Annotated in this window: 16 protein-coding genes; 11 read left to right on the top strand and 5 right to left on the bottom strand. The window is 64.3% G+C overall.

Features of this window, described 5'->3' with window-relative positions; all coding sequences use genetic code 11:
* Positions 1–45: 45 nt before the first annotated feature.
* From DMO26_RS09930 to DMO26_RS09940, 3 genes are all read right to left on the bottom strand, one after another.
* Positions 46–1,086 (bottom strand): ABC transporter ATP-binding protein, encoded by a 1,041-nt coding sequence (locus DMO26_RS09930; RefSeq protein ID WP_117191882.1) that lies wholly within the window; start codon positions 1,084–1,086, stop codon positions 46–48.
* Positions 1,083–2,651: an ABC transporter permease gene (locus DMO26_RS09935; RefSeq protein ID WP_117191883.1), complete on the bottom strand. Its 1,569-nt coding sequence runs from the start codon at positions 2,649–2,651 to the stop codon at positions 1,083–1,085. Before DMO26_RS09935 ends, DMO26_RS09930 begins: the two co-directional genes overlap by 4 nt.
* 314 nt (positions 2,652–2,965) lie before the next feature.
* On the bottom strand, positions 2,966–3,946 hold the full coding sequence (locus tag DMO26_RS09940; RefSeq protein ID WP_226951251.1) for an iron ABC transporter substrate-binding protein: 981 nt from the start codon (positions 3,944–3,946) through the stop codon (positions 2,966–2,968).
* A gap of 381 nt (positions 3,947–4,327) precedes the next feature.
* On the opposite strand from DMO26_RS09940, the gene DMO26_RS09945 reads away from it, so the two are divergent.
* The 3 genes from DMO26_RS09945 to DMO26_RS09955 all read left to right on the top strand — a co-directional run bounded on the left by DMO26_RS09945 (position 4,328) and on the right by DMO26_RS09955 (position 8,358).
* Complete coding sequence (locus DMO26_RS09945; protein WP_117191884.1) at positions 4,328–6,415, top strand: ATP-dependent helicase; 2,088 nt, start codon at positions 4,328–4,330, stop codon at positions 6,413–6,415.
* Positions 6,416–6,503: 88 nt separating this feature from the next.
* Positions 6,504–7,553 (top strand): dipeptidase, encoded by a 1,050-nt coding sequence (locus tag DMO26_RS09950; protein ID WP_117191885.1) that lies wholly within the window; start codon positions 6,504–6,506, stop codon positions 7,551–7,553.
* 94 nt (positions 7,554–7,647) lie between these two features.
* The gene (locus tag DMO26_RS09955; RefSeq protein WP_162894790.1) at positions 7,648–8,358 is read left to right on the top strand and encodes an alpha/beta fold hydrolase; all 711 of its coding nucleotides are present in this window, start codon (positions 7,648–7,650) and stop codon (positions 8,356–8,358) included.
* Positions 8,359–8,536: 178 nt separating this feature from the next.
* Here the strand turns inward: DMO26_RS09955 and DMO26_RS09960 are convergent, their stop codons facing one another.
* Together DMO26_RS09960 and DMO26_RS09965 are read right to left on the bottom strand one after the other, a co-directional pair.
* Positions 8,537–9,250, bottom strand: coding sequence for a DUF1003 domain-containing protein (locus DMO26_RS09960; RefSeq protein WP_117191887.1), 714 nt, complete (start codon positions 9,248–9,250; stop codon positions 8,537–8,539).
* 2 nt (positions 9,251–9,252) lie between these two features.
* Entirely contained in the window at positions 9,253–11,058 is a 1,806-nt protein-coding gene (locus tag DMO26_RS09965; protein ID WP_117191888.1) for an ABC transporter ATP-binding protein/permease, read from the bottom strand.
* Positions 11,059–11,447: 389 nt separating this feature from the next.
* On the opposite strand from DMO26_RS09965, the gene DMO26_RS09970 reads away from it, so the two are divergent.
* The 8 genes from DMO26_RS09970 (at position 11,448) to DMO26_RS10005 (ending at position 23,390) form a co-directional block, all read left to right on the top strand.
* On the top strand, positions 11,448–12,083 hold the full coding sequence (locus tag DMO26_RS09970) for a TetR/AcrR family transcriptional regulator (protein ID WP_117191952.1): 636 nt from the start codon (positions 11,448–11,450) through the stop codon (positions 12,081–12,083).
* Positions 12,080–13,045, top strand: a complete 966-nt coding sequence (locus tag DMO26_RS09975; RefSeq protein WP_117191889.1) for an HlyD family secretion protein — start codon at positions 12,080–12,082, stop codon at positions 13,043–13,045. The genes DMO26_RS09970 and DMO26_RS09975 overlap by 4 nt, the downstream gene beginning before the upstream one ends.
* Positions 13,046–13,080: 35 nt before the next feature.
* Positions 13,081–14,031, top strand: coding sequence for an ABC transporter ATP-binding protein (locus DMO26_RS09980; protein ID WP_117191953.1), 951 nt, complete (start codon positions 13,081–13,083; stop codon positions 14,029–14,031).
* Complete coding sequence (locus tag DMO26_RS09985; protein WP_117191890.1) at positions 14,028–15,182, top strand: ABC transporter permease; 1,155 nt, start codon at positions 14,028–14,030, stop codon at positions 15,180–15,182. The genes DMO26_RS09980 and DMO26_RS09985 overlap by 4 nt, the downstream gene beginning before the upstream one ends.
* A gap of 163 nt (positions 15,183–15,345) precedes the next feature.
* On the top strand, positions 15,346–18,684 hold the full coding sequence (locus DMO26_RS09990) for a transglutaminase family protein (RefSeq protein WP_117191891.1): 3,339 nt from the start codon (positions 15,346–15,348) through the stop codon (positions 18,682–18,684).
* 9 nt (positions 18,685–18,693) lie between these two features.
* The gene (locus DMO26_RS09995) at positions 18,694–21,105 is read left to right on the top strand and encodes a circularly permuted type 2 ATP-grasp protein (protein WP_117191892.1); all 2,412 of its coding nucleotides are present in this window, start codon (positions 18,694–18,696) and stop codon (positions 21,103–21,105) included.
* Between the two features lie 13 nt (positions 21,106–21,118).
* The gene (locus tag DMO26_RS10000; RefSeq protein WP_117191893.1) at positions 21,119–22,000 is read left to right on the top strand and encodes a transglutaminase family protein; all 882 of its coding nucleotides are present in this window, start codon (positions 21,119–21,121) and stop codon (positions 21,998–22,000) included.
* A gap of 139 nt (positions 22,001–22,139) precedes the next feature.
* On the top strand, positions 22,140–23,390 hold the full coding sequence (locus DMO26_RS10005) for a TadE/TadG family type IV pilus assembly protein (protein WP_117191894.1): 1,251 nt from the start codon (positions 22,140–22,142) through the stop codon (positions 23,388–23,390).
* Positions 23,391–23,512 lie beyond the last annotated feature (122 nt).

A 23,512-nucleotide genomic window follows, 5' to 3' on the forward strand; every position in this document is an offset into this window, starting at 1 on the left:
ATGGTGATGGGCGGATAACGTCGGGGAACCGTTTGCGGTTCCAAACTACCGGAAGACGTGGGCCGCCCCCGATACACCGATCCTGATCTCGTCGCCGGCCGAAAACGCTTCCCGGCTCGGGATGTCCAGCCTGAAGGAAGAGGCGTCCGGCAGGGTGATCCGCACGTCGCAGGTCGGACCGCAGAAGGTGATTTCGGCGATCGTACCGACAGCGCCCTCGCCTACCCCGCCCCGCCCCTCGCGCGTCACCGAAATCTGCTCCGGCCGGAGCATGATGGCGGCCCTGCCGCGATAGGCGACATCGTCGACGTCGAGGAGCCCCAGCGGACTGTCCGCCCGCCCCTCGCCGATCGTTGCCGGCAGCACGATCGCCTCCCCAAGAAACGTCGCCGTCGTCGCATCCACCGGCCGCGAATAGACGTCTCGCGGGCTGCCCACCTGTGCGAATCTTCCCGCCCGCATCACCGCCACCTGGTCGGCGAAGGCCAACGCCTCGCCCTGGTCGTGGGTGACGAGCAGCGTGGTGATGCCGGCCGCCGTCAGCACCTCCGTCACCGCCTTGCGGGTCGCGGCCCTGAGGCCCGTGTCGAGCGCCGAAAACGGTTCGTCGAGCAGCATCAGCCGCGGCTTGCGGGCAAGCGCCCGGGCGAGGGCCACGCGCTGCTGCTGGCCGCCGGAAAGCTGGTCCGGCTTGCGCGACAGCATGGCGCGGTCGAGCCCGACCATATCCATCAGCTCGGCCGCTCTCGCCTCCTTGACGGCGCGCCCGGCCTCCATGCCGAAGCCGATGTTCTGCGAGACGGTCAGATGCGGAAACAGGCAGCCGTCCTGCGCCACGATGCCGATGCCGCGCTTGTGGGCGGGCATCTGGAAGGTGCCGTCCGCCAGCACCTGTCCGTCGAAGCTGATCGTCCCGCCATCCGGCTCGTCGAAACCGGCGACCAGACGCAGAAGCGTGGTCTTGCCGCACCCGGAAGGGCCGACGATCGCCGTCCGGCTGCCGGCCGGAACCGAAAGCGCCACGCCGTCGAGCGCGGCGACGCTGCCGTAGTTTTTCCGCAGGGAGGTCAGTTGAAGAAGCGTCATCGCCCGGCGATCTTTTTCGATTGGTGGTGGAGAAGCCATGTCAGCGGCATGGAGAAGACGACCATCAGCAGCGCATAGGGTGCCGCACCCGCATAGTCGATCTCGCTGGTCAGCGCCCAGAAGGCCATGGCGAGCGTGCGGGTCCCGTTCGGCGCCAGCATCTGGGTCGCGGTCAGTTCGTTCATGATGCCGAGCGAGGAAAGCGCGACACCTGCGGCGGCCCCCGGGGCGGCGAGCCGCACGGTGGTGGACCAGAGCGCGTTTCCCGGCGAGCGGCCGAGGCTCGCCGCCGCCTGCTCCAGCTCCACCGGCACCTGCGCGATGCTGGCGCGCAGGCTGACGAGCGCTCGCGGCAGGAACATCACCACATAGGCGAGCACGATGGTCGCGACCGTCTGGTAGAGCGGCAGGATGGCCCGCACGGTGATGGTGACGAGCGCCAGCGCCACGACGACGCCCGGCATCGAGCTCGCGAGATAATAGCAGCCTTCGAGAAACCGGCTGGCGCGGGTCGGCCGGCGCACCGAAAGCCAAGCGATCGGCACGGCCGCCGCCGTGGTCGTCAGCCCGCCGACGAGGCAGATCGCCAGCGTCTGCCACAGCGCCAGCCCGATCTCCTCCATCCGCCAGATGCCGGCGCCGCCGGCGATCAGCCAGCGGCCGAGGGTGAGTGCCGGGATGCCGAGCGAAAAGGCCGCGGTGACGAGCGGCAGGATCAGCAGCGGATATTTCCACGCGCCGAGCCTTGCGACCTTCGCCCGGCGCGCCACACCGGAGCCCAGCCGTGCATAGCGGCTGCGGCCGCGCAGCGCCGCTTCGAGGCCGAGAAGCACGAAGCAGCACAGCACCAGCACCAGCGCCAGCATATAGGCCGCCACCCCGTTATAGGTCGATTGGAACTGGTCGATGATCGCCGTCGTGAACGTGTCGAAGCGGATCATCGCGAAGAGCCCGTATTCGGCAAGCAGATGCAGGCCGATCAGCAGCGCTCCGCCGCAGAGCGCCAGCCGCAATTGCGGCAGCACGACGCGGCGGAAGACGGCGAAGGGGGCGAGCCCCAGCGAGGCCGCCTGGTCCTCGAGCGCCGGATCGAGCAGCCGGAAGGCGGCGGAAACCGGCAGATACATGAACGGAAAATACGCGACGACCGACACCGCCACGCCGGCGCCGAGACCGTTCAGTCCCGGCCAGAGCCCGATCCAGGCATAGGAATGCACGAAGGCCGGCACCGTCAGCGGCGCGACCGCCATCCACGACCAGAACCGCGCGCCGGGAATGTCCGTACGTTCCGTCGCCCAGGCGAGCGCCACCGCCAGCGCGGCGCAGACCGGCAGGGTGAGGAGGATCAGCAGCACGGTATTGATCAGGAGGTCGCCGACTCGTCCGCGAAAGATCAGCTGGATCGCCGTCTCCCAGCCGGTCACGACAGTGGCCCAGAGCACGAAGCCGAGCGGCATCAGCGCCAGCACCGCGACGAGGACCGCGATCATCAGCGTCCAGGAAGACGCGGTCGGCAGCCTGTGACGCGGGGAAGCGGAAACCATCGTGTCGGTGGCGGATGTCATCGCGGACCCAACTCGCGTGGCGTCATGGACAAAATGCAATCCCCCGCCGCCGTCATCCCCGTGCTCGCCACAGAGATCCAGCGCGAGCAAGTCCTTGCGCGCGATAGGATCTTTTCGCGGCGCAGATACGCCGTGGCTGGATTCCTGTGACATGCCTTGGGCGAAGCCCTAAGGGCACAGGAATGACGAGGAATATGACGCATCCGCCTGTCGGTCATCCAACGCTTAAACAATAGAAGACATCGCAGGTACGCCCTGCGATGTCTTCACGCAACACTTAATGCTGAGTCTCAGAGCAAACTTATCGTCGCGGCTCAAAGCAGGCCGGCCGCGGTCATCATGTCGGTGACCTTGGCGTTGTTGAGCGTTGCCGGCTCGACCTTCGGGGCTTGCAGTTCGGCGAGCGGTACGAGCGCCTTGTTGGAGGCTTCGCCCTTGCCGATCGCGTATTCATAGGAGGTGCCGTCGCGCAGCACCTTCTGGCCGCCCTTGCCGGTCACCCACTTCAGGAAGGCCTGCGCCTGTTCCTTGTGCTTGGAAGAGGCAAGCACGCCGCCGCCCGAGATCGATACGAAAGCGCCCGGATCCTGGTTCTTGAAGTAATGCAGCAGCACGTTGTTGCTGTTCTCGCCGGTCTTCGCCTGGTCGCCGAAGTAATAGTAGTGATAGATCAGCGCGCCTTCGAACTGCCCGGCATTGACCGCCTTCATCGCCGTCGAGTTGCCGCGGATCGGGGTTGCATTTTCCTTCATGCCCCTCAGCCAGGCGGCGGTCGCTTCCTCGCCCTTCAGCTGCAGCAGCGCGCCGACGATCGCCTGGAAATCGGCGCCGGACGGGGATGCCGTCCAGCGGCCCTTCCATTCCGGCCTGGCGAGGTCGAGCATCGACTTCGGCAGCGTGCTCTCATTCAGCTTGCGCTTGTCGTAGGCGAAGACCGTCGAACGGGCGGCAACGCCGACCCAGTGGCCGTTGCCGGGCTTGAAACCGTCCGGAACCTGGTCGAGGGTCGCCTTGTCGACCGGCTCGAAGAGACCCTTGCCGTCGACCAGCGCCATGGCCGGCGAGTTTTCGGTCAGGAACACGTCGGCCGGCGAGTTGGCGCCTTCCTGGACGATCTGATTGCCGATTTCGAGGTCCGAGCCCTGGCGGATGGTGACGGCGATGCCGGTTTCTTCCGTGAAGGCCTGCGCCCATTCCTTGGTCAGGCCCTCGTGCTGGGCGTTGTAGATGGTGATGCTGTCCGTGACCTGCGCCGAAGCCGGCGAGGAAAGAGCGATGACGGAAAAGGCCAGGATCGACAGGGCGGGCGCGACGCCGGCCAGGGAAGAAGTTCTCAAAATCGCCTCCGCGAATGAGGTTGACGCATCTCCTTTAGCCAAAGCAGAGATTCAAGGTCAAGTTTATCCCTGGACGCAGCAATAACGAATCCGTGATTTCATCACAAAAACAATAACTTAATTTATCAGCGACGTTTTGGCGCCGGCCGGCTCACAATAACTCGATTGTAACTTGGCAACAGGCCTCGTCCCCATCTGGGCTCCAACCAGGCTCCGGATTTGTTACCGAGAAGCTCTCCCCGCACCGTTTCATCCGCCTGTCCCTGTTCCCGAACGAATCAGCTACACCTCATCCGAACACATCGGGAACAGCGCCCCATCGGGCCTATCGGGACGAGAATGGCAGCAGTCGCCTATCTGGAAAAACTGAACGACGCGCAGCGCCGCGCGGTTGAGCATGGCTCGGACGTGCCGAACGGCGGCCCGGCCGGTCCGCTGCTCGTCATCGCCGGCGCCGGTTCCGGCAAGACCAACACGCTCGCCCATCGCGTCGCGCATCTCATCGTCTCCGGCGCCGATCCCCGCCGCATCCTGCTGATGACCTTTTCCCGCCGCGCGGCATCCGAAATGGGCAGGCGCGTCGAGCGCATCTGCGCCCAGGTTCTCGGCCAGAATGCCGGTATCATGACCGACGCGCTCGCGTGGGCCGGCACCTTCCACGGCATCGGCGCGCGCATCCTGCGCCTTCATGCGGAGCAGATCGGCCTCGACCCGGCCTTCACCATCCACGACCGGGAAGATTCCGCCGATCTGATGAACCTCGTCCGTCACGAACTCGGCTTCTCCAGGACCGAAAGCCGTTTCCCGACCAAGGGTACCTGCCTGGCCATCTATTCCCGCGCGGTGAATTCTGAAACGCCGCTCGACGAGGTGCTGAAGCAGCATTTCCCCTGGTGCGCCAATTGGGAAAAAGAGCTCCGCGACCTTTTCGCCTCCTATGTCGAAGCCAAGCAGGCCCAGAACGTCCTCGACTATGACGATCTCCTGCTCTACTGGGCGCAGATGATGAGCGAGCCGGCGATCGCCGAGGATGTTGGTGGCCGCTTCGACCACGTCCTCGTCGACGAATACCAGGACACCAACCGTCTGCAATCCTCGATCCTGATGGCGATGAAGCCGGGCGGAAAAGGCCTCACCGTCGTCGGCGACGACGCTCAGTCGATTTATTCCTTCCGCGCCGCGACGATCCGCAACATTCTCGATTTCCCGGCGACGTTCGATCCCCCGGCCAACATCGTCACGCTCGACCGCAACTACCGCTCGACCAACACGATCCTCGCCGCCGCCAACGCCGTCATCGATCTCGCTCGCGAACGTTTTACCAAGAACCTCTGGACCGAACGCCAGTCGGAGGAGCGCCCCCGTCTCGTCGCCGTCAAGGACGAGAGCGAACAGGCGAACTACATCGTCGAAAAGATCCTCGAGAATCGCGAAACCGGCATGACGCTGAAGAGCCAGGCCGTGCTCTTCCGCGCCTCGCATCATTCCGGCCCGCTGGAAGTCGAGCTCACGCGCCGCAACATCCCTTTCGTGAAATTCGGCGGCCTGAAATTTTTGGACAGCGCCCATGTGAAGGACATGCTGGCCGCGCTGCGTTTCGCCCAGAACCCGCGCGACCGCGTCGCCGGCTTCCGGCTGATGCAGCTCATCCCCGGTATCGGCCCGCAGACGGCCGGAAAAATCCTCGACGCCATCGCCGCCGATCCGGAGCCACTCGCAGCCCTTCAGGAAATCCCGTCGCCGCCGCGCTCCGGCGCCGACTGGCCGGCTTTCGTGGACATGCTCGCCACCATCCGCAAAGGGGAAAACGACAAGGGCGAAGGCTGGCCCTCCGAGATCGGCCTCGCGCGCCAATGGTACGAGCCGCATCTGTCCCGCATCCACGAGGATGCCGAGACCCGCAAGGCCGACCTTTTGCAGCTCGAACAGATCGCCTCGGGTTACGCCTCGCGCGAACGTTTCCTCACCGAACTGACCCTCGATCCCCCAGATGCGACGAGTGCAGAATCCGGCACGCCGCTCTTGGACGACGACTACCTGATCCTCTCGACCATCCATTCGGCCAAGGGCCAGGAATGGCGGTCGGTCTTCCTGCTCAATTGCGTCGATGGCTGCATCCCGTCCGACCTCGGCGTCGGCTCGACCGCCGAGATCGAGGAGGAACGCCGGCTTCTTTATGTCGCAATGACTCGCGCCAAAGACCACCTGCACCTCATCACCCCGCAGCGCTTTTTCGTGCACGGCCAGGCCTCGCAAGGCGACAAACACGTCTACGCCGCCCGCACCCGCTTCATCCCCGCGACGCTCCTGCAATTCTTCGAAACCGCCGCCTGGCCGGTCGTGCCCGTGATGTCTCCCGCCGAACGCCAGGCCCGCCATCAGGTCCGCATGGACATCACGGCCAGGATGCGCGGCATGTGGCGGTAGTTGCCACCGAAAGCATTGCCGTCACAAGCCCTTGACACCGTTGTGAGAAGAACCGTCACCGACAATCGAACCGAGGACCGGAAAATTCATGGACGTCATCGAAGTCTTCGACGGGCACAATGATTCAGTACAGTACATGGAAGATTACAAACCCGGCGGCAGGGATTTTCTCGCCCGCTCGGAAGTCGGCCATCTCGATCTTCCCCGCGCGCTCGAAGGGCATCTCGTGGGAGGATTGTTTGCCCTGCATGCCTATCCGGAGAAAAAGCCGGAAAACAATCTGACCATCACCAGCGATGGATATGAAATGCGCTATGCGGACGCGCTGGACGAAGATTATTCCCGCCGGCTCGTCGATAACCAGCTTGCAGCCCTCAACAGGCTGGTCGAGCGTTCGAATGGCCGGATGCGGCTCGCCGAAAGCGTCGATGAAATCGAAGCCGCAAGGACGGGCGGCGCCTTCTCTGTCGTGCTCCACATGGAGGGCGCCGAGGCAATCGGCCCCGACCTGGACTATCTTCATACCCTGCACGCGGCCGGTCTGCGCTCTCTCGGCCCGGTCTGGAGCCGTCCGAACATTTTCGGCTATGGCGTGCCCTTCGCCTATCCGCGCTCGCCCGATACCGGCCCCGGCCTCACCGACGCGGGCAAGGAACTGGTCAGGGCCTGCAACACGCTTGGCATCATGATCGACCTTGCGCATCTGAACGAACAAGGTTTCTGGGACGTTGCAACCTTGAGCAAGGCTCCGCTCGTCGCCACGCATGCCTGCGCCCACGCGATCTGCCCCTCGACCCGCAACCTCACCGACCGGCAGCTCGACGCCATTCGCGATACGGACGGGGTGATCGGCTTCAACCTCGCCGTCTACGACATCCGCGCCGACGCGCATCTGGACGAAAACACCCCGCTCGACACCGTCGTCTCCCACATCGGATATCTTATCGACCGCGTCGGCCCCGATCGGGTGGCGCTCGGGTCGGATTTCGACGGCACCGTCGTGCCTCGCGAGATCAGGGACGCCAGCGGCCTGCCCCATCTTTTCGAAGCGATGCGCAAAGCCGGCTTCGATGGAGAGACGATCAGAAAATTCGCCTTCGACAACTGGCTCCGCGTCTTCCGCCTCACCTGGAAATAACCGGATTTCCCAAAGCTTGTCCCCTCGCCTGTCGCATTGACCACAGGCCTGCCGGATGGGAAACAACCGGCATCGTTCAGATGGGAGGGATCGAATGACAAGCCGAAAGATCGTTCTGGTGCAGGGCGCCTGGGGTTCGAGCGCAAGCTGGACGCCGGTCGCGGATCTTCTGCGAAACATGGGCCATCAGGTCTTCGTGCCAAGCCTCACCGGGCTTGGCGAACGCACCCATCTCTTTTCCGGTTCGATCAATCTCGATACCCATATCGGCGACGTCTCAGGCCTCATCGAGGCGGAAGGCCTGGAAGAATTCGACCTCGTCGGCCATTCCTATGGCGGCATGGTGATCACCGGCGTTGCCGACCGTTATGCGGACCGCATTCGCACGCTGACCTATCTCGACGCCTTCCTGCCGGAAGACGGCCAATCGGCGCTCGACCTGCTCGGCCCGGACGTGGCGCTTGCCAACATCGCCATGGCGGGTGAACTCGGCGGCGTCGGAGTGCCGCCGCCGGCCCGCCACGCCACCCGCGTGCCGGACCATCTGCGCCACTACATGACCGGCCGCTCGCCGCACCCGATCGCCACGATGATCCAGAAGATCAGGCTCACCGGCGCTCATCGGAAGATCACCAGAAGGCTCTACGTCTCGGCCAATGTCGATCAGTCGAAGATCTTTTCCGGCATCTACGCCAGGGTGAGCACCGATCCGTCCTGGCAGTCCATGGAAGTGCCGAGCGGCCACATGCTGCAGCTCGAGATGCCGGAAGAGGTTGCCCGCATCATCCACGCATTCATCGGCTGACGACATCGGAGCCCTCAACCCTCGGAGGTTCTCTCCTTCACGGGAAGCCGATTCGTGGAACGCGCGGGCGTCGGGAGTCCTGCCGACCGGCCGAACAAGGACGGCATGGCGACCGGAACGGGCCGCCTTCGCTTCCTGTTCCAAGCGCAGGGACATGAGATCGGGCAGGCGAAGCCGATCAGTTGCCGAGCGATTGGTCACGCCGCTCCAGCAGCTCGATCTGGATCTGCTGCATCTCGGCCAGGCGCTCCCACTGCTTGGCCATCTGGTGGTCGATCTTTTCGTGCAGCTGGCGGATTTCCAGTTCGGCGCGCAGGTTGATCATGTAGTCGTTCTCCGAACGGCGCCTGTCCTTCTCCTCCTGCCGGCGCTGGCTCATCATGATGACCGGCGCCTGCAGGGCCGCGAGGCAGGAGAGCACCAGGTTGAGCAGGATAAAGGGGTAGGGGTCGAAAGCCTCCGCCAGCAGCCCGGAAATATTGACCGCCATCCACGCGATCAGCACGGCAAGGAAGGCGAGGATGAAGGTCCAGGAGCCGCCGAAGGACGCGACGTGGTCCGCCACCCGCTCGCCGAAGGTGGGATTGCGGTCGAGCATGTTGGCCGCGCTCGTCTGTACCGTCGAGGCGCCCTTCTCGAAACTGTCGAGCACTTTCCGGTCGAGTTCGGAAAGCTCGCCGCGCTCCTCCTCCAGCAGCTTCTCAACATAGCGGCGGCGATGGCGGGCCAGATCCTCGTCGCAGATCAGGCTGTCCGCCGCGCAGTCCTTCACGTCTTCGCAGATCATCTCGGAGAGCCGCGGCCGGAGCAGGCCGACCTTGTGCAGCTTCGACATCGGGAAGGTGCGTCTGCAGACGGCGCACTGCCCGGTCTTTGCCATATGCCTGCCCATGCTCAAGCCTCGTCCTTTTCCGGTTCTTCTGCCTTGGCCTCATCCGGATGGGGCCCGTCATGCGGCTGCAACGGCGCAAGGTGGAAGAGCTTCGGGGAGAACTTGTGCAGATAATCCTCCGAGCGGCCGATATAGATCAAGGCCGTCCCTGCGAGATGGTCGAGAGCGTCGAGTATCCGTTCGCGGGTTTCGGGCTCCAGGCCTTCGAGCACGTCGTCCATGACCAGCCAGTCGGGCTTGCGCAGGATCGCGTTGGCGATCGAAAGCGCCGCCTCCTCGTCCTTGTCGAGCAGCCGGTCCCATCGCTCCACCTCGTCCAGCCGGTGTTCGAGGCGGCTGAGCCCCACCTTGCCCAGGGCTTCCGTCAATGCCTTGTCGTCTATATCGGGCAGGCCGGCCGGATAGGTCATGACCTCCTTCAGCGAAGCCGTCGGCAGGTAATTGTCCTGCGGCATCAGGATCATGCTGCTCGCGGGCGGCAATCCCATCTCGCCCCGCCCCCAGGGCCAGATGCGCGCGACGGCCTGGAAGAACAGATGCCGGTCGGCACCCGGATCGCCGTTGATCATCACCCGCTCGCCGGGCTTGATGAAGCACTCGCCTTCCCGCATGCGGATGCCGTGCCCCGCCTCGCCCTTGTCCGGCTCGCCGAAGACGCGGACGCCGCAGAGGCTGATTCCCTCTCCCGGCTTCGTCTCGCGATAGGCGATCACCTCGCCCTCCTTCGCGGGCGTGTCCATGGCAAGCAGCGCATTGCGGAAGGAGGAGACGCGCGTCAGCGTCGCCCGCCAGTCGGCGATGACGCTGAAATTCACGACATACCAGCGCAGCGCCTGGTTGACCTGGTTGAAGGCGCCGACCGCCATCATCAGCCCGCCGAAGGAAAGCTCGCCGGAAAAATACATCGGCGAGGCAATGATGATCGGCGCGACCAGCGCCAGCCAGCCAAAGCCGGCCGAGACCCAGGTGAGGTTGGAGAGCGCCCAGGCAAGCTTGCGCAGCATTTCGAGCACGCCGCCGATCGCGACATGCACGCGGGTGAGTTCGCTTGCCTCGCCGCGCGCCAGCGTGATCGGCTTCAGGTTTTCGTTGGCGCGCACCAGCGCTGCGCGCAGGTCCGCTTCCCTCGCATAGCGGTCGGCGTTCAGTCGCGGCAGCAGGTTGCCGACGACATTGCTCAGAACCGACCCGAGCAGCGCATAGAGAATGGTCGCCCAGACCATGTAGCCTGGAATTGTGATCGTCCGTCCGCCGAAATGGAAGGCGAAATCCGAGGAGATCGCCCAGAGCACGCCGATGAAGCTTGCAAGCAGGATGGTGGAATTGACGAGCCCGATCGCCAGGCTGGTGGTATTTTCCGCCAGGATGCGGGTATCCTCGTGCAGCCGCTGGTCCGGATTGTTGGCGATCGCGCCCGCGCCGACCAGTTTCAGCGCGCGTCCCGGCACGAGCCAGACATCGGCGAGATCGCGCGCCAGTCCCTCGCGCATCCGCATCGCGGTGATCTGGTTCAGCCATTGCTGAACGACGTTGAGCAGCGTCAACGAGAAGGCGATCACCCCGAAAACAATGAGCTGGTTCAGGAATTCCGGCATGTCGCGCCGCTCCAGCGCATCGTAGAACGGCCCGTTCCACTCGTTGAGCTTGTAGGTCGCGTAGGTCGTCCCGAAGATGACGGCGAGCAACGCCACCGTCAGCACCAGCACGCGGTTGCGCACCGGGGCGTTCCAGAAGGCTCCTACCATCATGCGCAACTGGCCGCCCAACGGAAGCTCGTAAGGTTGAAGCGCCGCGTCAATGTTCGCCATTCTCTGTCGCTCTTTCCGAAAACCACTGTCTGCCGATGCAGGATACGCCTAACATAGTCATTGTTTGATAAAGCCGCTCCCCCGCAATCAGGATAAATCGATCGGAACGGCATGGGCGAGTTTGATCGGATACCGAAGGTCTCGCACCATCGATAGCGGACATCCGCACGAGGGCAGTTCGAATACCGGATAGGCGCTTTCGATGCTCATGGCATTTCGATGCTCATGGCCTGCCTGATGGGACCTTGGCTGAGGGTGGGCATGCCGTAAGTCGAACCGGCGTCATCGGCATGACGGCTCTCGACCTCCCCATATCGGCGAAAGCGGCTTGCCAGAATTCCGGAAATGTTATAATGACCGACCAGTCAGTCATAAATAGAGACCGCACAGTGGCCGAGAGAAAACGAGAGAAACGCGATCCGCAGCAGCGCCGGGCTGAAATCCTGGCCGCCGCCTTCGCCTGTTTTGCCGAACGCGGGTTCGCCGCCACCCGCATGGAGGATGTCGCCGCCCGCGCCGGCATTGCCAAGGGCACCGTCTACCTGCACTTTCCCGACAAGGAGCGGCTCTTCACCGAACTCGTCTCCGGCATCGCCTCCCCGATCCTCGGAGAGATCGACAGCCTCGTGCACAACGAGGCAATCCCGCCGCGGTTTGCCGTTTCGATGTTCTATACGCTCTTCAGGCGGGAAGTGCTGGAGACCGAACGTCGCCATCTGCTGCGGCTGATCCTGGCCGAAGGTCCGCTCTTCCCCGCCGTCACGGAATTCTACCACCGCGAAATCATCACCAAGGGGCTCACGGTGCTGCGAATTCTGTTGAAACGCGCCGCCGAACGCGGCGACCTGCGCAATCCTTTGCTCGCCGACATGCCACAGATCGTCATGTCGCCGGCATTGCTCGCCATCATCTGGACGACGCTTTTCGAGGCATACGAGCACCTCGACACCCAGAAACTTTTCGACACCTTCCTCGATACGCTCTTCGTGCCGGCCCGCGCCGCGCCGGAAGGAGCCACGCCATGAAACGTATCCTCGTCATCGTCATCCTGGCAGGGGCAACGCTCGCCGTCCTGCCCTTTCTGCTCGCCGAAGAAAACCGGCGCCCCTATCAGGGCTGGATCGAAGCCGACATGCTGTTCATCGGCGCCGAAGGCACCGGCCGCCTGACCGGGCTGGACGTTGCGGAAGGTCGGTCGATTGCCTCCGGTGCGCCCCTCTTCAGACTGGATTCGTCCAGCGAAGATGCCGCCATTGCCGCCGCCCGCGCCTCGCTCGCCCGCTCCCAGGCCGAACTCGACCTTGCCGAGGCTGCCCAGAAACGGCCGGAGGAAGTGGATGTGCTGCGCGCCTCGGAGCGTGAGGCCGCCGCCCGGCTCGAACTTGCCGAACAAGACCTCGACCGCACCCGCGTCCTCGTCGAGCGCGGCACCGCGACCAGGGCCAATCTCGATACGGCGACCGCCACCGAAGCCGCCAATCGCGCGGCGCTCGACAATGTCCGCAGCCAGATCGTCCTCGCCAACCTGCCTGTGCGGGAACAGCAGCTTCGCCAGGCAAGGGAAGCAGTCGCCGCCGCCAAGGCCGACCTCGCCTCGGCCGAGGCCGCTCTCGCCCGCCGGTCCGTCCGGGCTCCGGCCGAAGGCAGTGTCGAGACCGTCTATTACCGTGTGGGTGAAGTCGTGCCGGCCGGCCGGCCGATCGTCGCCCTCTTGCCGCCGGAAAACATCCGCGTCCGTTTTTTCGTGCCGGAAACCGAAATCGCGAGGCTTTCGCTCGGCCAGCAGATCCGCGTCGCCTGCGATGCCTGCAAGCCGGTGGATGCCAAGATCAGCTTCATCGCCAGGAATGCCGAATTCACCCCGCCGGAAATCTACAGCCTCGATGAGCGGGCCAAACTCGTCTACCGCGTCGAGGCGATTCCCGCCGCCTCCGAGGCGCTCCGCCCGGGCCAGCCGGTCGACGTCACCGCCGGAGCCCGGCCATGAGTGCCGCAACGGGCGATACGACCGCCGCCGCCGCCATGGCTCCGGAACACTATCGGGTCGACGCTCCCGAAACGGTGATCGACGTCCGTCACCTGACGAAGAGTTTTGGCGGCCGCAAAGTGGTCGACGACGTCTCCATGTCGGTCAGGAAGGGCCGCATCCACGGCTTTCTCGGCCCTAACGGCTCGGGCAAGACGACGACGATCCGCATGCTCTGCGGCCTCCTGACGCCCGACAGCGGCAACGGCACCTGTCTCGGCTTCGACATCCTGACCGAAAGCGACCGCATCCGCCGCCGGGTCGGCTATATGACCCAGAAATTTTCGCTCTACCAGGACCTGTCCATCCGCGAGAACCTGGAATTCGTCGCCCGCGTCTACGGCCTGCCCGACGCGCGCGGCAAGGCGGGTGCGGCGATCGAAAGGCTCGGCCTGAAAGGCCGCGAAAAACAGCTCGCCGGCGAACTCTCCGGCGGCTGGAAGCAACGCCTCGCGCTCGGCGCCTGCATCCTGCCGGAACCCGCGCTGCTTCTGCTCGACGAGCCGACCGCCGGCGTCGACCCCAAGGCCCGCCGCGAGTTCTGGAACGAGATCCACGCACTCGCGGCCGACGGTCTTTCGGTGCTGGTCTCCACCCACTACATGGACGAGGCGGAGCGTTGCCACGAGATCGCCTATATCGCCTATGGCAGGCTGCTGGCGCAGGGCACGGTGGACGAGGTGATCGCCGGCACCGGCCTCGTCACCTGGACTGTCTCCGGCCCGGACGTCCACCACCTGCAATCCGAACTCGAAAAGGTCGAGGGCATCGAGATGATCGCCCCCTTCGGCACCAGCCTGCACGTCGCCGGCCGGGATCCGGAAGCGCTGGAAAGGGCGATCGCACCCTACCGCGACAGGCCCGGGTTTGCCTGGGCCAAGGGCGAACCGACGCTGGAGGACGCCTTCATCGACCTGATGCGCCGCTCGGAGGACAATTTCCAATGACCAGCACCACGGCAGGCGGCAACGGAAACGGCGGCTCCTTCGGTCGCTTCTGGGCGATGACCATCAAGGAATTCATCCAGATGACCCGCGACCGCATCACGCTCGCGACCATGGTCGGCCTGCCGATCATGCAGCTTTTCCTGTTCGGCTTCGCGATCAACACCACGCCGCACGACCTGCCGACCGCCATCCTGATGCGCGAAAACACCGATGTCGGCCGCTCCATCGTCGCCGCCCTGAAGAATACCGATTTTTTCGAGATCAGGACCGTCGTCACCCGCGCCGAGGACATGGACGAGCTCCTGAAATCCGGCAGGGCGCTGTTCGTCGTCGAAATCCCCGAAGGTTTCGAAAGGGCGCTGCGCCGCGGCGAAACGCCGTCCTTGCTGGTCGCCGCCGACGCCACCGATCCGGTCGCATCGAGCTCCGCCCTCGGCGCCCTCTCCGGCATCGTCACGTCGGCACTCGCCAACGACCGGCAGATCGAATTCTCCGAACCGTCGAAGCCCGCCTTCTCGATCGTCCAGCACCGCCGCTACAATCCCGCCGGTTCCTCGACGCTCAACATCGTCCCCGGCCTGCTCGGCACGATCCTGACGATGACGCTGCTGATCTTCACGGCTCTCTCCGTCACCCGGGAAGTCGAGCGCGGCACGATGGAGAACCTCCTCTCGATGCCGATCAAGCCGCTCGAGATCATGCTCGGCAAGATCGCCCCTTACGTCCTGATCGGCCTCGTCCAGGCGCTGCTGATCATCTCCGCCGGCTTCTTCGTCTTCCGCGTGCCGATCCTCGGCGACCCGCTGTCGCTGGTGGCCGCCACCGCGCTTTTCGTCGTCACCAACCTGTCGATCGGCTACACGTTTTCCACCATCGCCGCCAACCAGCTTCAGGCCATGCAGATGGCGATGATGTTCTTCCTGCCGAACATCCTGCTCTCCGGCTTCATGTTTCCCTTCGCCGGCATGCCCGGCTGGGCACAATGGATCGGCGAGGCCCTGCCGCTCACCCACTATATCCGCATCGTCCGGGCGGTGATGCTGAAGGGTGCCGATATCGGCACGCTCGCCTACGACACGGCGGCACTTGCCGCGCTGATGGCCGTCGCCATGCTGATCGCCGTGCGCCGCTTCCGCCGGACCCTGGACTGAGATTTCCGCCTACGTATTTCACCGGTGTCGCCGAGGCTGGACAAGCTTGGATTCCGCCTTGCATTATTCTCGTGCAACGCACAAAATCCATGCAACGATCACCGATCGGCCAAGTACAAGGCCGGCGCAAGGGGCAGTCCCAGCAGGGCAAGTCAGGGGTAAAATGTCGATCAAGGCGAGTATCTACCACCTCACCCATTACAAGTACGACAAACCTGTCCAGCTCGGACCGCAGATCATCCGCCTCAAGCCCGCCGCCCATTCGCGCACCAAGGTCCTGAGCCATTCCCTAAAGGTAACTCCGGCCAATCACTTCGTGAACCTGCAGCAGGACCCCTACGGCAATTATCTCGCCCGCTACGTTTTCCCCGAGCCGGTCACCGAGTTCAAGATCGAGGTCGATCTGATCGCCGACATGACGGTCTACAACCCCTTCGACTTCTTCGTGGAGGAAGAGGCGACCAGGTGGCCGTTCGATTACCCCGAGACGCTGGTCGAGGATCTTTCGATCTACCGCAGGCCGGAGCCCGTAACACCGCTCGTGCAGGCATTCGTCAACACGATAGACCAGTCGCCCGACCAGCCGACAGTCGATATGGTGGTCGGCATCAATGCGCGCTTGCAGAAGGAGATCGGTTATGTCATCCGCATGGAACCGGGCGTGCAGACGCCCGAGGAGACGCTGACGGTCGCCAGGGGCTCCTGCCGCGACACGAGCTGGCTGCTCGTCCAGATCCTCCGACACCTCGGTTTCGCCGCCCGCTTCGTCTCGGGCTACCTTATCCAGCTCACCCCGGACCTGAAGGCGCTTGACGGCCCCTCCGGCACCGAAGTCGATTTCACCGACCTGCACGCCTGGGCGGAAGTCTACCTGCCCGGCGCCGGCTGGATCGGCCTCGATCCGACCTCCGGCCTGCTGACCGGCGAAAGCCATATCCCGCTTTCCGCCACACCGCATTACCGCAACGCGGCACCGATCTCCGGCGGTTATTACGGCGAGGCGAAGACGGAATTCGCCTTTGACATGAAGGTCACCCGCGTCGCCGAACATCCGCGCATCACCAAGCCTTTCTCGGACGAAAGTTGGGAGGCCCTCAATGAGCTCGGCGAAGCGGTCGACCGCATGTTGCATGCGCAGGACGTGCGCCTCACCATGGGCGGAGAACCGACTTTCGTGTCGATCGACGATTTCGAATCCGGCGAATGGAACACCGATGCCGTCGGCCCCACCAAGCGTGAGAAGGCCGATATCCTGATCCGCAGGCTGCGCGAGCGTTTCGCGCCGGGCGGGTTCCTGCATTACGGCCAGGGCAAGTGGTATCCAGGCGAAAGCCTGCCGCGCTGGACCTTCTCGCTTTACTGGCGCAAGGACGGGCAGCCGATCTGGAAAAATCCCGACCTCGTGGCCGCGGAAGGCCGCGATTACGGCATCGGCGACGACGATGCGGAAAGGCTGCTGGTGGGGATTGCCGGCGAACTGGGGCTTGCCCCGGATTATGTCGCGCCGGCCTATGAGGATCCGGCCGAATGGATCATCAAGGAAGGCAGCCTGCCGGAAAACGTCGATCCGTCGAATTCCAAGCTCAAGGATCCGGAGGAGCGCAACCGCATCGCCCGCGTCTTCGAGCGCGGGCTGACGCGCCCGAGCGGTTATGTCCTGCCCGTCCAGGCCTGGAACGCCCATGCAAGGGGAACCGCTCCCCGGAAACGCTGGGTCAGCGAGAAATGGCGCACCCGCCGCGGCAGGATCTTCCTCGTGCCCGGTGACAGCCCCGTCGGTTATCGCTTGCCCCTCGGCACGCTGCCTTACGTGCCCCCGTCGCAGTTTCCCTATATCCATGAAGCCGATCCCTCGATCCCCCGCCAGCCCCTGCCCGATACAATCGTGCCGGCCGGCCGCGCCATGCCCGAATCCTCGTTCAAGGCGGACGACCCGGCCAATCTCGGCCGGGTCGAACAGGTGCTGGGCGAGATCGGCGGCGCCGTGCGCACCGCCATATCCGTGGAACCCCGCGACGGCAGGCTCTGCGTTTTCATGCCGCCGGTGGAGAGGATCGAGGACTATCTCGAACTGATCGCCGCTGCCGAAAATGCCGCCGCGGAACTCGGCCTGCCCGTCCATATCGAAGGTTACGCGCCGCCGCATGACGAGCGCATCAACGTCATCCGCGTCGCACCCGATCCGGGCGTCATCGAGGTCAACATCCATCCGGCCGCAAGCTGGAGGGAAACGGTCGCGATCACCACGGCGATCTACGAGGAGGCCCGCCAGAGCCGGCTCGGTGCCGACAAGTTCATGATCGACGGCCGCCACACCGGCACCGGCGGCGGCAACCATGTCGTGGTCGGCGGCGCCAACCCGAACGACAGCCCCTTCCTGCGCCGCCCCGATCTTCTGAAGAGCATCGTGCTTCACTGGCAGCGCCACCCGTCGCTCTCCTATCTCTTCTCCGGCCTGTTCATCGGCCCGACCAGCCAGGCGCCGCGCATCGACGAGGCACGCCACGATTCGCTCTATGAGCTTGAAATCGCCCTCGCCCAGGTGCCGGCGCCCGGTCAGGGCGTGCCGCCGCTCCCCTGGCTGGTCGACCGCCTCTTCCGCAACCTGCTGATCGACGTCACCGGCAATACCCACCGATCCGAAATCTGCATCGACAAGCTGTTTTCGCCGGACGGCCCGACCGGTCGCCTCGGCCTCGTCGAGTTCCGCGGCTTCGAAATGCCGCCGAATGCCCGCATGTCGCTTGCCCAGCAGCTTCTCGTCCGGGCGCTCATCGCCCGTTTCTGGAAGAACCCGGCGCAGGGCAGGTTCGTGCGCTGGGGCACGGCACTCGCCGACCGTTTCATGCTGCCGCATTACGTCTGGGCCGACTTCCTCGACGTGCTCCGGGATCTGCGCGAAAACGGCTTCGACCTCCGCCCCGAATGGTTCGAGGCACAGCTTGAATTCCGCTTCCCCTTCTTCGGCGAAGTGGAATACGAGGGCTCGAAACTGGAGCTTCGGCAGGCCCTCGAACCCTGGCACGTCATGGGCGAGCAGGGCGCCATCGGCGGAACGGTGCGTTATGTCGATTCGTCCGTCGAACGCCTTCAGGTGCGGCTCGATACCTCAAACCCGTCCCGTTACACGGTTTCCTGCAACGGTCGCGCCGTTCCCTTGAAGGAAACCGGCACGGCCGGCGTCTCGGTCGCGGGGGTCCGCTTCAAGGCCTGGCAGCCGGCATCCGGCCTGCATCCGGTCCTGCCGGTTAATACCCCGCTCACATTCGACATCTATGATACGTGGTCTGGCCGATCGATCGGCGGCTGCATCTACCATGTTGCCCATCCGGGCGGTCGCAATTATGAGACCTTCCCGGTCAACGGAAACGAGGCGGAGGCGCGCCGGCTCGCCCGGTTCGAGCCCTGGGGGCATACGGCGGGGGGTTACGTGCTCTTCGCCGAAACGCCGTCGCCTGAATTTCCGCTGACGCTCGATCTGCGCCGGCCGCAAGGAGTATAAGAAGTAGAAATGTCCAAGGGACCGGCAACAGAACGCGTGGCTGAAGGGAAGGCCGGCTCCGATCCCATCCTCGGTTATGCCGCGCTGCCGGGCGTCGCCGACGAGATGCTGGACGTCAACGGTCAGATCCGGCCCGTCTGGCGCAACCTCATCAACCATCTGAGCCGCCTGACGGAAGGCGAATTGCACGAGCGTTTCGCCCGCGCCGACCGTTACCTGCGCGATGCCGGCGTTTTCTACCGCACCTACGGCGCCCAGGGCAGCGGCGAGCGCAACTGGCCGATCAGCCACGTACCCATCCTGATCGACGGCAGCGAGTGGGAGGCCGTCTCCCGCGGCCTGGTGCAGCGCGCCGAACTTCTGGAAACGCTGATCGCCGACATCTACGGCGAAAACCGCCTGGTGCAGGAAGGCATCCTGCCGCCGGCGCTGATCGCCGGCAATTCGGAATTCCTGCGTCCTCTGGTCGGCGTCAGGCCGGTCGGCGGCCATTACCTGCATTTCTGCTCCTTCGAGATCGGCCGCGGCCCCGACGGCAACTGGTGGGTTCTCGCCGACCGCACCCAGGCGCCCTCCGGCGCCGGTTTCGCGCTGGAAAACCGCGTCGCGACGACGCGCGCCTTTTCCGACATCTATGCCGAAAGCCATGTGCATCGCCTCGCCTCCTTCTTCGGTGCCTTCCGCGATGCGCTCCAGGGACACAAGCAGTATCCGGAGGATCGCATCGCGGTGCTTTCCCCGGGTCCCGCCAACGAAACCTATTTCGAACACGCCTATATCGCCCGCTATCTCGGCTTCATGCTGCTCGAAGGCGAGGACCTGACCGTCGTCAACAACCGCGTCATGGTGCGTACCGTCGCCGGCCTGAAGCCGATCGGCGTGCTCTGGCGCCGCCTCGATGCCTCCTATGCCGATCCGCTGGAACTCAATCAGAATTCCCATATCGGCACCCCCGGCATGGTGCAGGCGCTTCGCTCCGGCGCCGTCACCTTCGTCAACGCGCTCGGCTCGGGCATTCTGGAAACCCGCGCGCTGCTCGCCTTCATGCCGACCATCTGTCGCCACCTGACCGGCGAGGACCTCGTCATGCCGTCGATCGCCACCTGGTGGTGCGGCCAGAAGAGCGAGCGGGAACATGTCGCCAAGAATATCGAGCGCATGGTGATCGGCCCGGCCTATTCGCGCCTGCCGTTCTTCGACGACAACGGCCAATCGGTGCTCGGCTCCTCGCTGCGCAAGTCCGCCAAGGACACGGTCGGCGAATGGCTGGCGAACGAGGGTGCCAAGCTCGTCGGCCAGGAGGTCGTGACGCTTTCGACGACGCCGGCCTATGTCGGCGGCAAGCTCATCCCCCGGCCGATGTCGCTGCGCGTCTTCGCCGCGCGCACCGAAAGCGGCTGGCAGATCATGCCGGGCGGTTTTGCCCGCATCGGCTCCGGCGACGATGTCGCGGCGATCGCCATGCAGGCCGGCGGCACGGCCGCCGACGTCTGGATCGTCTCCGACAAGCCGGTCGCCAAGCCGACGCTGCTGCCGCCGGAGGAAAGTTTTACCCGCAACATGCCGGGTTCGCTGCCGAGCCGTGCGGCCGACAACCTCTTCTGGCTCGGCCGCTATATCGAGCGGGCCGAAGGAGCGCTGCGCATCCTGCGTGCCTGGCATCTGCGCTACGCCGAATCCGCCGATCCCGACGCGCCGCTGCTTGCCGATATCACCCGTTACCTGAAGGGCATCGACATCGAGATGGTGAAGGCGGTGCCGGCACCACTCTTGCGCAACATCGACAGCGCCATCTATTCCGCCAGCAACCTGCGCGACCGTTTTTCGCCGGACGGCTGGCTGGCGCTCACCGACCTGGCGAAAACCGCCCGCCGCTTCCACGACAGGGTGCAGCCGGGCGACGACGCAGCGCATGCCATGACCGTGCTTCTGCGCAAGCTCGCGGGCTTTGCCGGTCTCGTGCATGAAAACATGTACCGCTTCACCGGCTGGCGCTTCCTGTCGATCGGCCGTCACCTGGAACGCGGCCTGCACATGACCCGCCTGCTCGGCCACATGTCCGGCCCCGACGCGCCGGACGGCTCGCTCGACATGTTGATCGAGATCGGCGACAGCGTCATGACCCATCGCCGCCGCTACAACGTCAACACCGCCCGCCTGACGGTCGCCGACCTCTTGGCGCTCGATCCCTTGAACCCGCGTTCGATCCTTTTCCAGCTGAACGAGATCCGCACCGAGGTGGAGCAGCTGCCGAACGCTTTCGTCAACGGTCAGATGTCACCCTTCTACCGCGAGGCGATGCGGCTGCATTCCGGGCTTGCGGTGATGACGCCGGAAGCGATGAACGAGGAGACCTACCAGAAGCTCGAACAGGAGATGGAGAAGCTGTCCGACATTCTCGGCCAGACTTACTTCAGTTGAGGCGCCCGCAGCGATGCTCTACGATCTCAATCTCCACATGGGTTATGTCTACGATGTCCCGGCGTCCGGCGCCCGGCATGTGATCCGTGTCCTGCCGCTTTCGCTGCCGGACCGGCAGCGGCTGATCGCAGGTTCGATCACCGTCGCGCCCAATGCCGACGAGAAGGTCACCTTCATCGATTTCTTCGGCCAGCAGGCCACCTCCGTGCTGCTGCGCGCGCCGCATGACCGGCTGGACATCCGCATGCAGGCCCGCGTCTTGGTGGAGGCCCAGCCGCTGACGGCCGATCTTTCACCGGAACTCGATACGCTCGTGGACGAACTCGCCGACCTCTGGTCGGTCGATGCCGCCTCGCCGCACCATCTGACCGGGCCGAGCCCGCGCCTGCCCGAAGAGCCGCAGATCGCCGCCTATGCGCGGGAAACCTTGAAGCCCGGCTGGACCGTGCGGGAGATCGCGCTTGCGCTCTGCGCCCGCGTCCACAAGGATTTCACCTATGATGCGAAGGCCACCACCGTCGATACGACGCCGAAGGAGGCCTTCCGCCTGAAGCGCGGCGTCTGCCAGGATTTCGCGCATATCATGATCGTCGCATTGCGCAGCCTCGGCATCCCCGCCGGCTACGTCTCGGGCTTCCTGCGCACCATCCCGCCGCCCGGCAAGGAACGGCTCGAAGGCGCCGACGCCATGCATGCCTGGGTGCGTGTCTGGTGCGGCGAGACCATGGGTTACCTGGAACTCGACCCGACCAACAACATCCCGGCCGGCAGCGACCATATCGTCGTCGCCTACGGCCGCGATTATGCCGACATCGCGCCGGTCATCGGTGTGCTCAAGGGATACGGCAACCAGAAGGCCGTCCAGGCTGTCGACGTCATTCCGCTGAAATCGTAAATTCCTCGCCAAGGAACCGTATATTCTTGGGAATCGCTAAAATTGCAGCGGTTCGCTTAGACCTTCCTATACCCGCATGCGCTAGAGATGCCGCCAGTGAATGTTCAAATGAGTTGAACGGATCTGAAGGGCAACGACGATGCAGGCTCACTTTTCGCGGCTGATGAGGGACCGCTCCGGCAATTTCGGCATTATGACCGCCATCATGTTGCCGGTCCTCCTTGGCGTCGCCGGCATGGCGATGGACGTCACGCATGCGCTGGACGAAAAGAACCGGATGCAGGGGTTCGCGGACGCCGCCACTCTCGCAGCCGCATCTGCCATGGCCGACAAGGGCACCATGACGGCGCAGGAAGCCGAAGCCCTCGCCATGAACGCATATATTACGCAGTCCACGGCAGCAGATGCGGATGAAACCGCCGAGCAGAAAGCGGCCAAAGCCGCAAAGGAAGCGGAACTCCGGAAGGATACCCAGTTCGCCGCAACCACCACGACGTCCTCGCACACGGCCGCAAGCTACGACGTGCGCATGACGAGCAGCTATAACATTCCGATGAACGGCCTGAGCGCCGTGCTGGGTTTCAAGACCCTGCGCGTCACCATCGAGAGCAAGGCTGCGAGCGCCCGCGAAGGCAACGCTCTTTCCATGTATCTGGCGCTCGACGAGTCCGGCTCGATGGCCTGGGACACCAGCACTGTGGATCCGCTCAATCCGACCAAGCAGGAACCCTATAACTGCAACCCCAACTGGTGGGAGATCTGCTACCGCACCGTTCCCAACTACATCAGCAAGATGGCTTCGCTGAAAGCCGCCGCCGCGGTCATGTTCGGTGAGCTCGACAAGGCGGACCCGCAAGGCGAACTCATCCGCGTCGGGGCGGATTCCTACGACGACAAGACCAAGAAGGAACAGTCGATCCAGTGGGGAACGAGCTATGTCAAGACCTATGTCAACAAGCTGCCCGAGCCGCCGGATGGCGGCACCGATGCCAGCGGCGCGATCGCCAACGCATTCAACGCGCTGAAGAAGGCGAACGCCACCGAAAAGACCGCGCATGACGGGAAGAAGAACACCAGCTTCGAACGCTTCATCGTGCTGATGACCGACGGCGAGATGACCGGCAACAGCGCCAGCTGGAACAAGACGCTGGACGAAAAGGTCCGCGGCATCTGCGACCAGGCGAAAGCCGACAAGGATGCCGGCGGCAACCCGATCAAGATCTACTCGATCGCCTTCATGGCGCCGCAGAAGGGCAAGGAACTGCTGGAATACTGCTCGAGCGGCAAGGACGACTACTACTATGAGCCGAACAACATGACCCAGCTGGTCCAGAGCTTCGGCGAAATCGCCCGCAAGGCGGCCAAGACCGGCACCCGCCTGACGAACTGAACCGATTGCAGACAGGTCGCAGAAGCGCCCCGCCCTCACCGGCGGGGCGTTTTGCTTTGTGCTCCGCCCGGTAATGAGGCAAAGATAAATCGATCATTGCAACAGTGTCATAACGGTGCATA

It is taken from the genome of Rhizobium terrae, assembly GCF_003425685.1.
GTDB classification, from domain to species: Bacteria; Pseudomonadota; Alphaproteobacteria; order Rhizobiales; family Rhizobiaceae; genus Neorhizobium; species Neorhizobium terrae.

What these genes read in the sequence shown, in the direction of transcription:
- DMO26_RS09995 (WP_117191892.1), top strand. Translation starts at nt 18,694, where the DNA reads ATGTCCAAGGGACCGGCAACAGAACGCGTGGCTGAAGGGAAGGCCGGC.
- DMO26_RS10005 (WP_117191894.1), top strand. Translation starts at nt 22,140, where the DNA reads ATGCAGGCTCACTTTTCGCGGCTGATGAGGGACCGCTCCGGCAATTTC.
- DMO26_RS09945 (WP_117191884.1), top strand. Translation starts at nt 4,328, where the DNA reads ATGGCAGCAGTCGCCTATCTGGAAAAACTGAACGACGCGCAGCGCCGC.
- DMO26_RS09960 (WP_117191887.1), bottom strand. Translation starts at nt 9,250, where the DNA reads ATGGGCAGGCATATGGCAAAGACCGGGCAGTGCGCCGTCTGCAGACGC.
- DMO26_RS09985 (WP_117191890.1), top strand. Translation starts at nt 14,028, where the DNA reads ATGACCAGCACCACGGCAGGCGGCAACGGAAACGGCGGCTCCTTCGGT.
- DMO26_RS09975 (WP_117191889.1), top strand. Translation starts at nt 12,080, where the DNA reads ATGAAACGTATCCTCGTCATCGTCATCCTGGCAGGGGCAACGCTCGCC.
- DMO26_RS09990 (WP_117191891.1), top strand. Translation starts at nt 15,346, where the DNA reads ATGTCGATCAAGGCGAGTATCTACCACCTCACCCATTACAAGTACGAC.
- DMO26_RS09950 (WP_117191885.1), top strand. Translation starts at nt 6,504, where the DNA reads ATGGACGTCATCGAAGTCTTCGACGGGCACAATGATTCAGTACAGTAC.
- DMO26_RS09965 (WP_117191888.1), bottom strand. Translation starts at nt 11,058, where the DNA reads ATGGCGAACATTGACGCGGCGCTTCAACCTTACGAGCTTCCGTTGGGC.
- DMO26_RS09980 (WP_117191953.1), top strand. Translation starts at nt 13,081, where the DNA reads ATGGCTCCGGAACACTATCGGGTCGACGCTCCCGAAACGGTGATCGAC.
- DMO26_RS09935 (WP_117191883.1), bottom strand. Translation starts at nt 2,651, where the DNA reads ATGACATCCGCCACCGACACGATGGTTTCCGCTTCCCCGCGTCACAGG.
- DMO26_RS09930 (WP_117191882.1), bottom strand. Translation starts at nt 1,086, where the DNA reads ATGACGCTTCTTCAACTGACCTCCCTGCGGAAAAACTACGGCAGCGTC.
- DMO26_RS09955 (WP_162894790.1), top strand. Translation starts at nt 7,648, where the DNA reads ATGACAAGCCGAAAGATCGTTCTGGTGCAGGGCGCCTGGGGTTCGAGC.
- DMO26_RS10000 (WP_117191893.1), top strand. Translation starts at nt 21,119, where the DNA reads ATGCTCTACGATCTCAATCTCCACATGGGTTATGTCTACGATGTCCCG.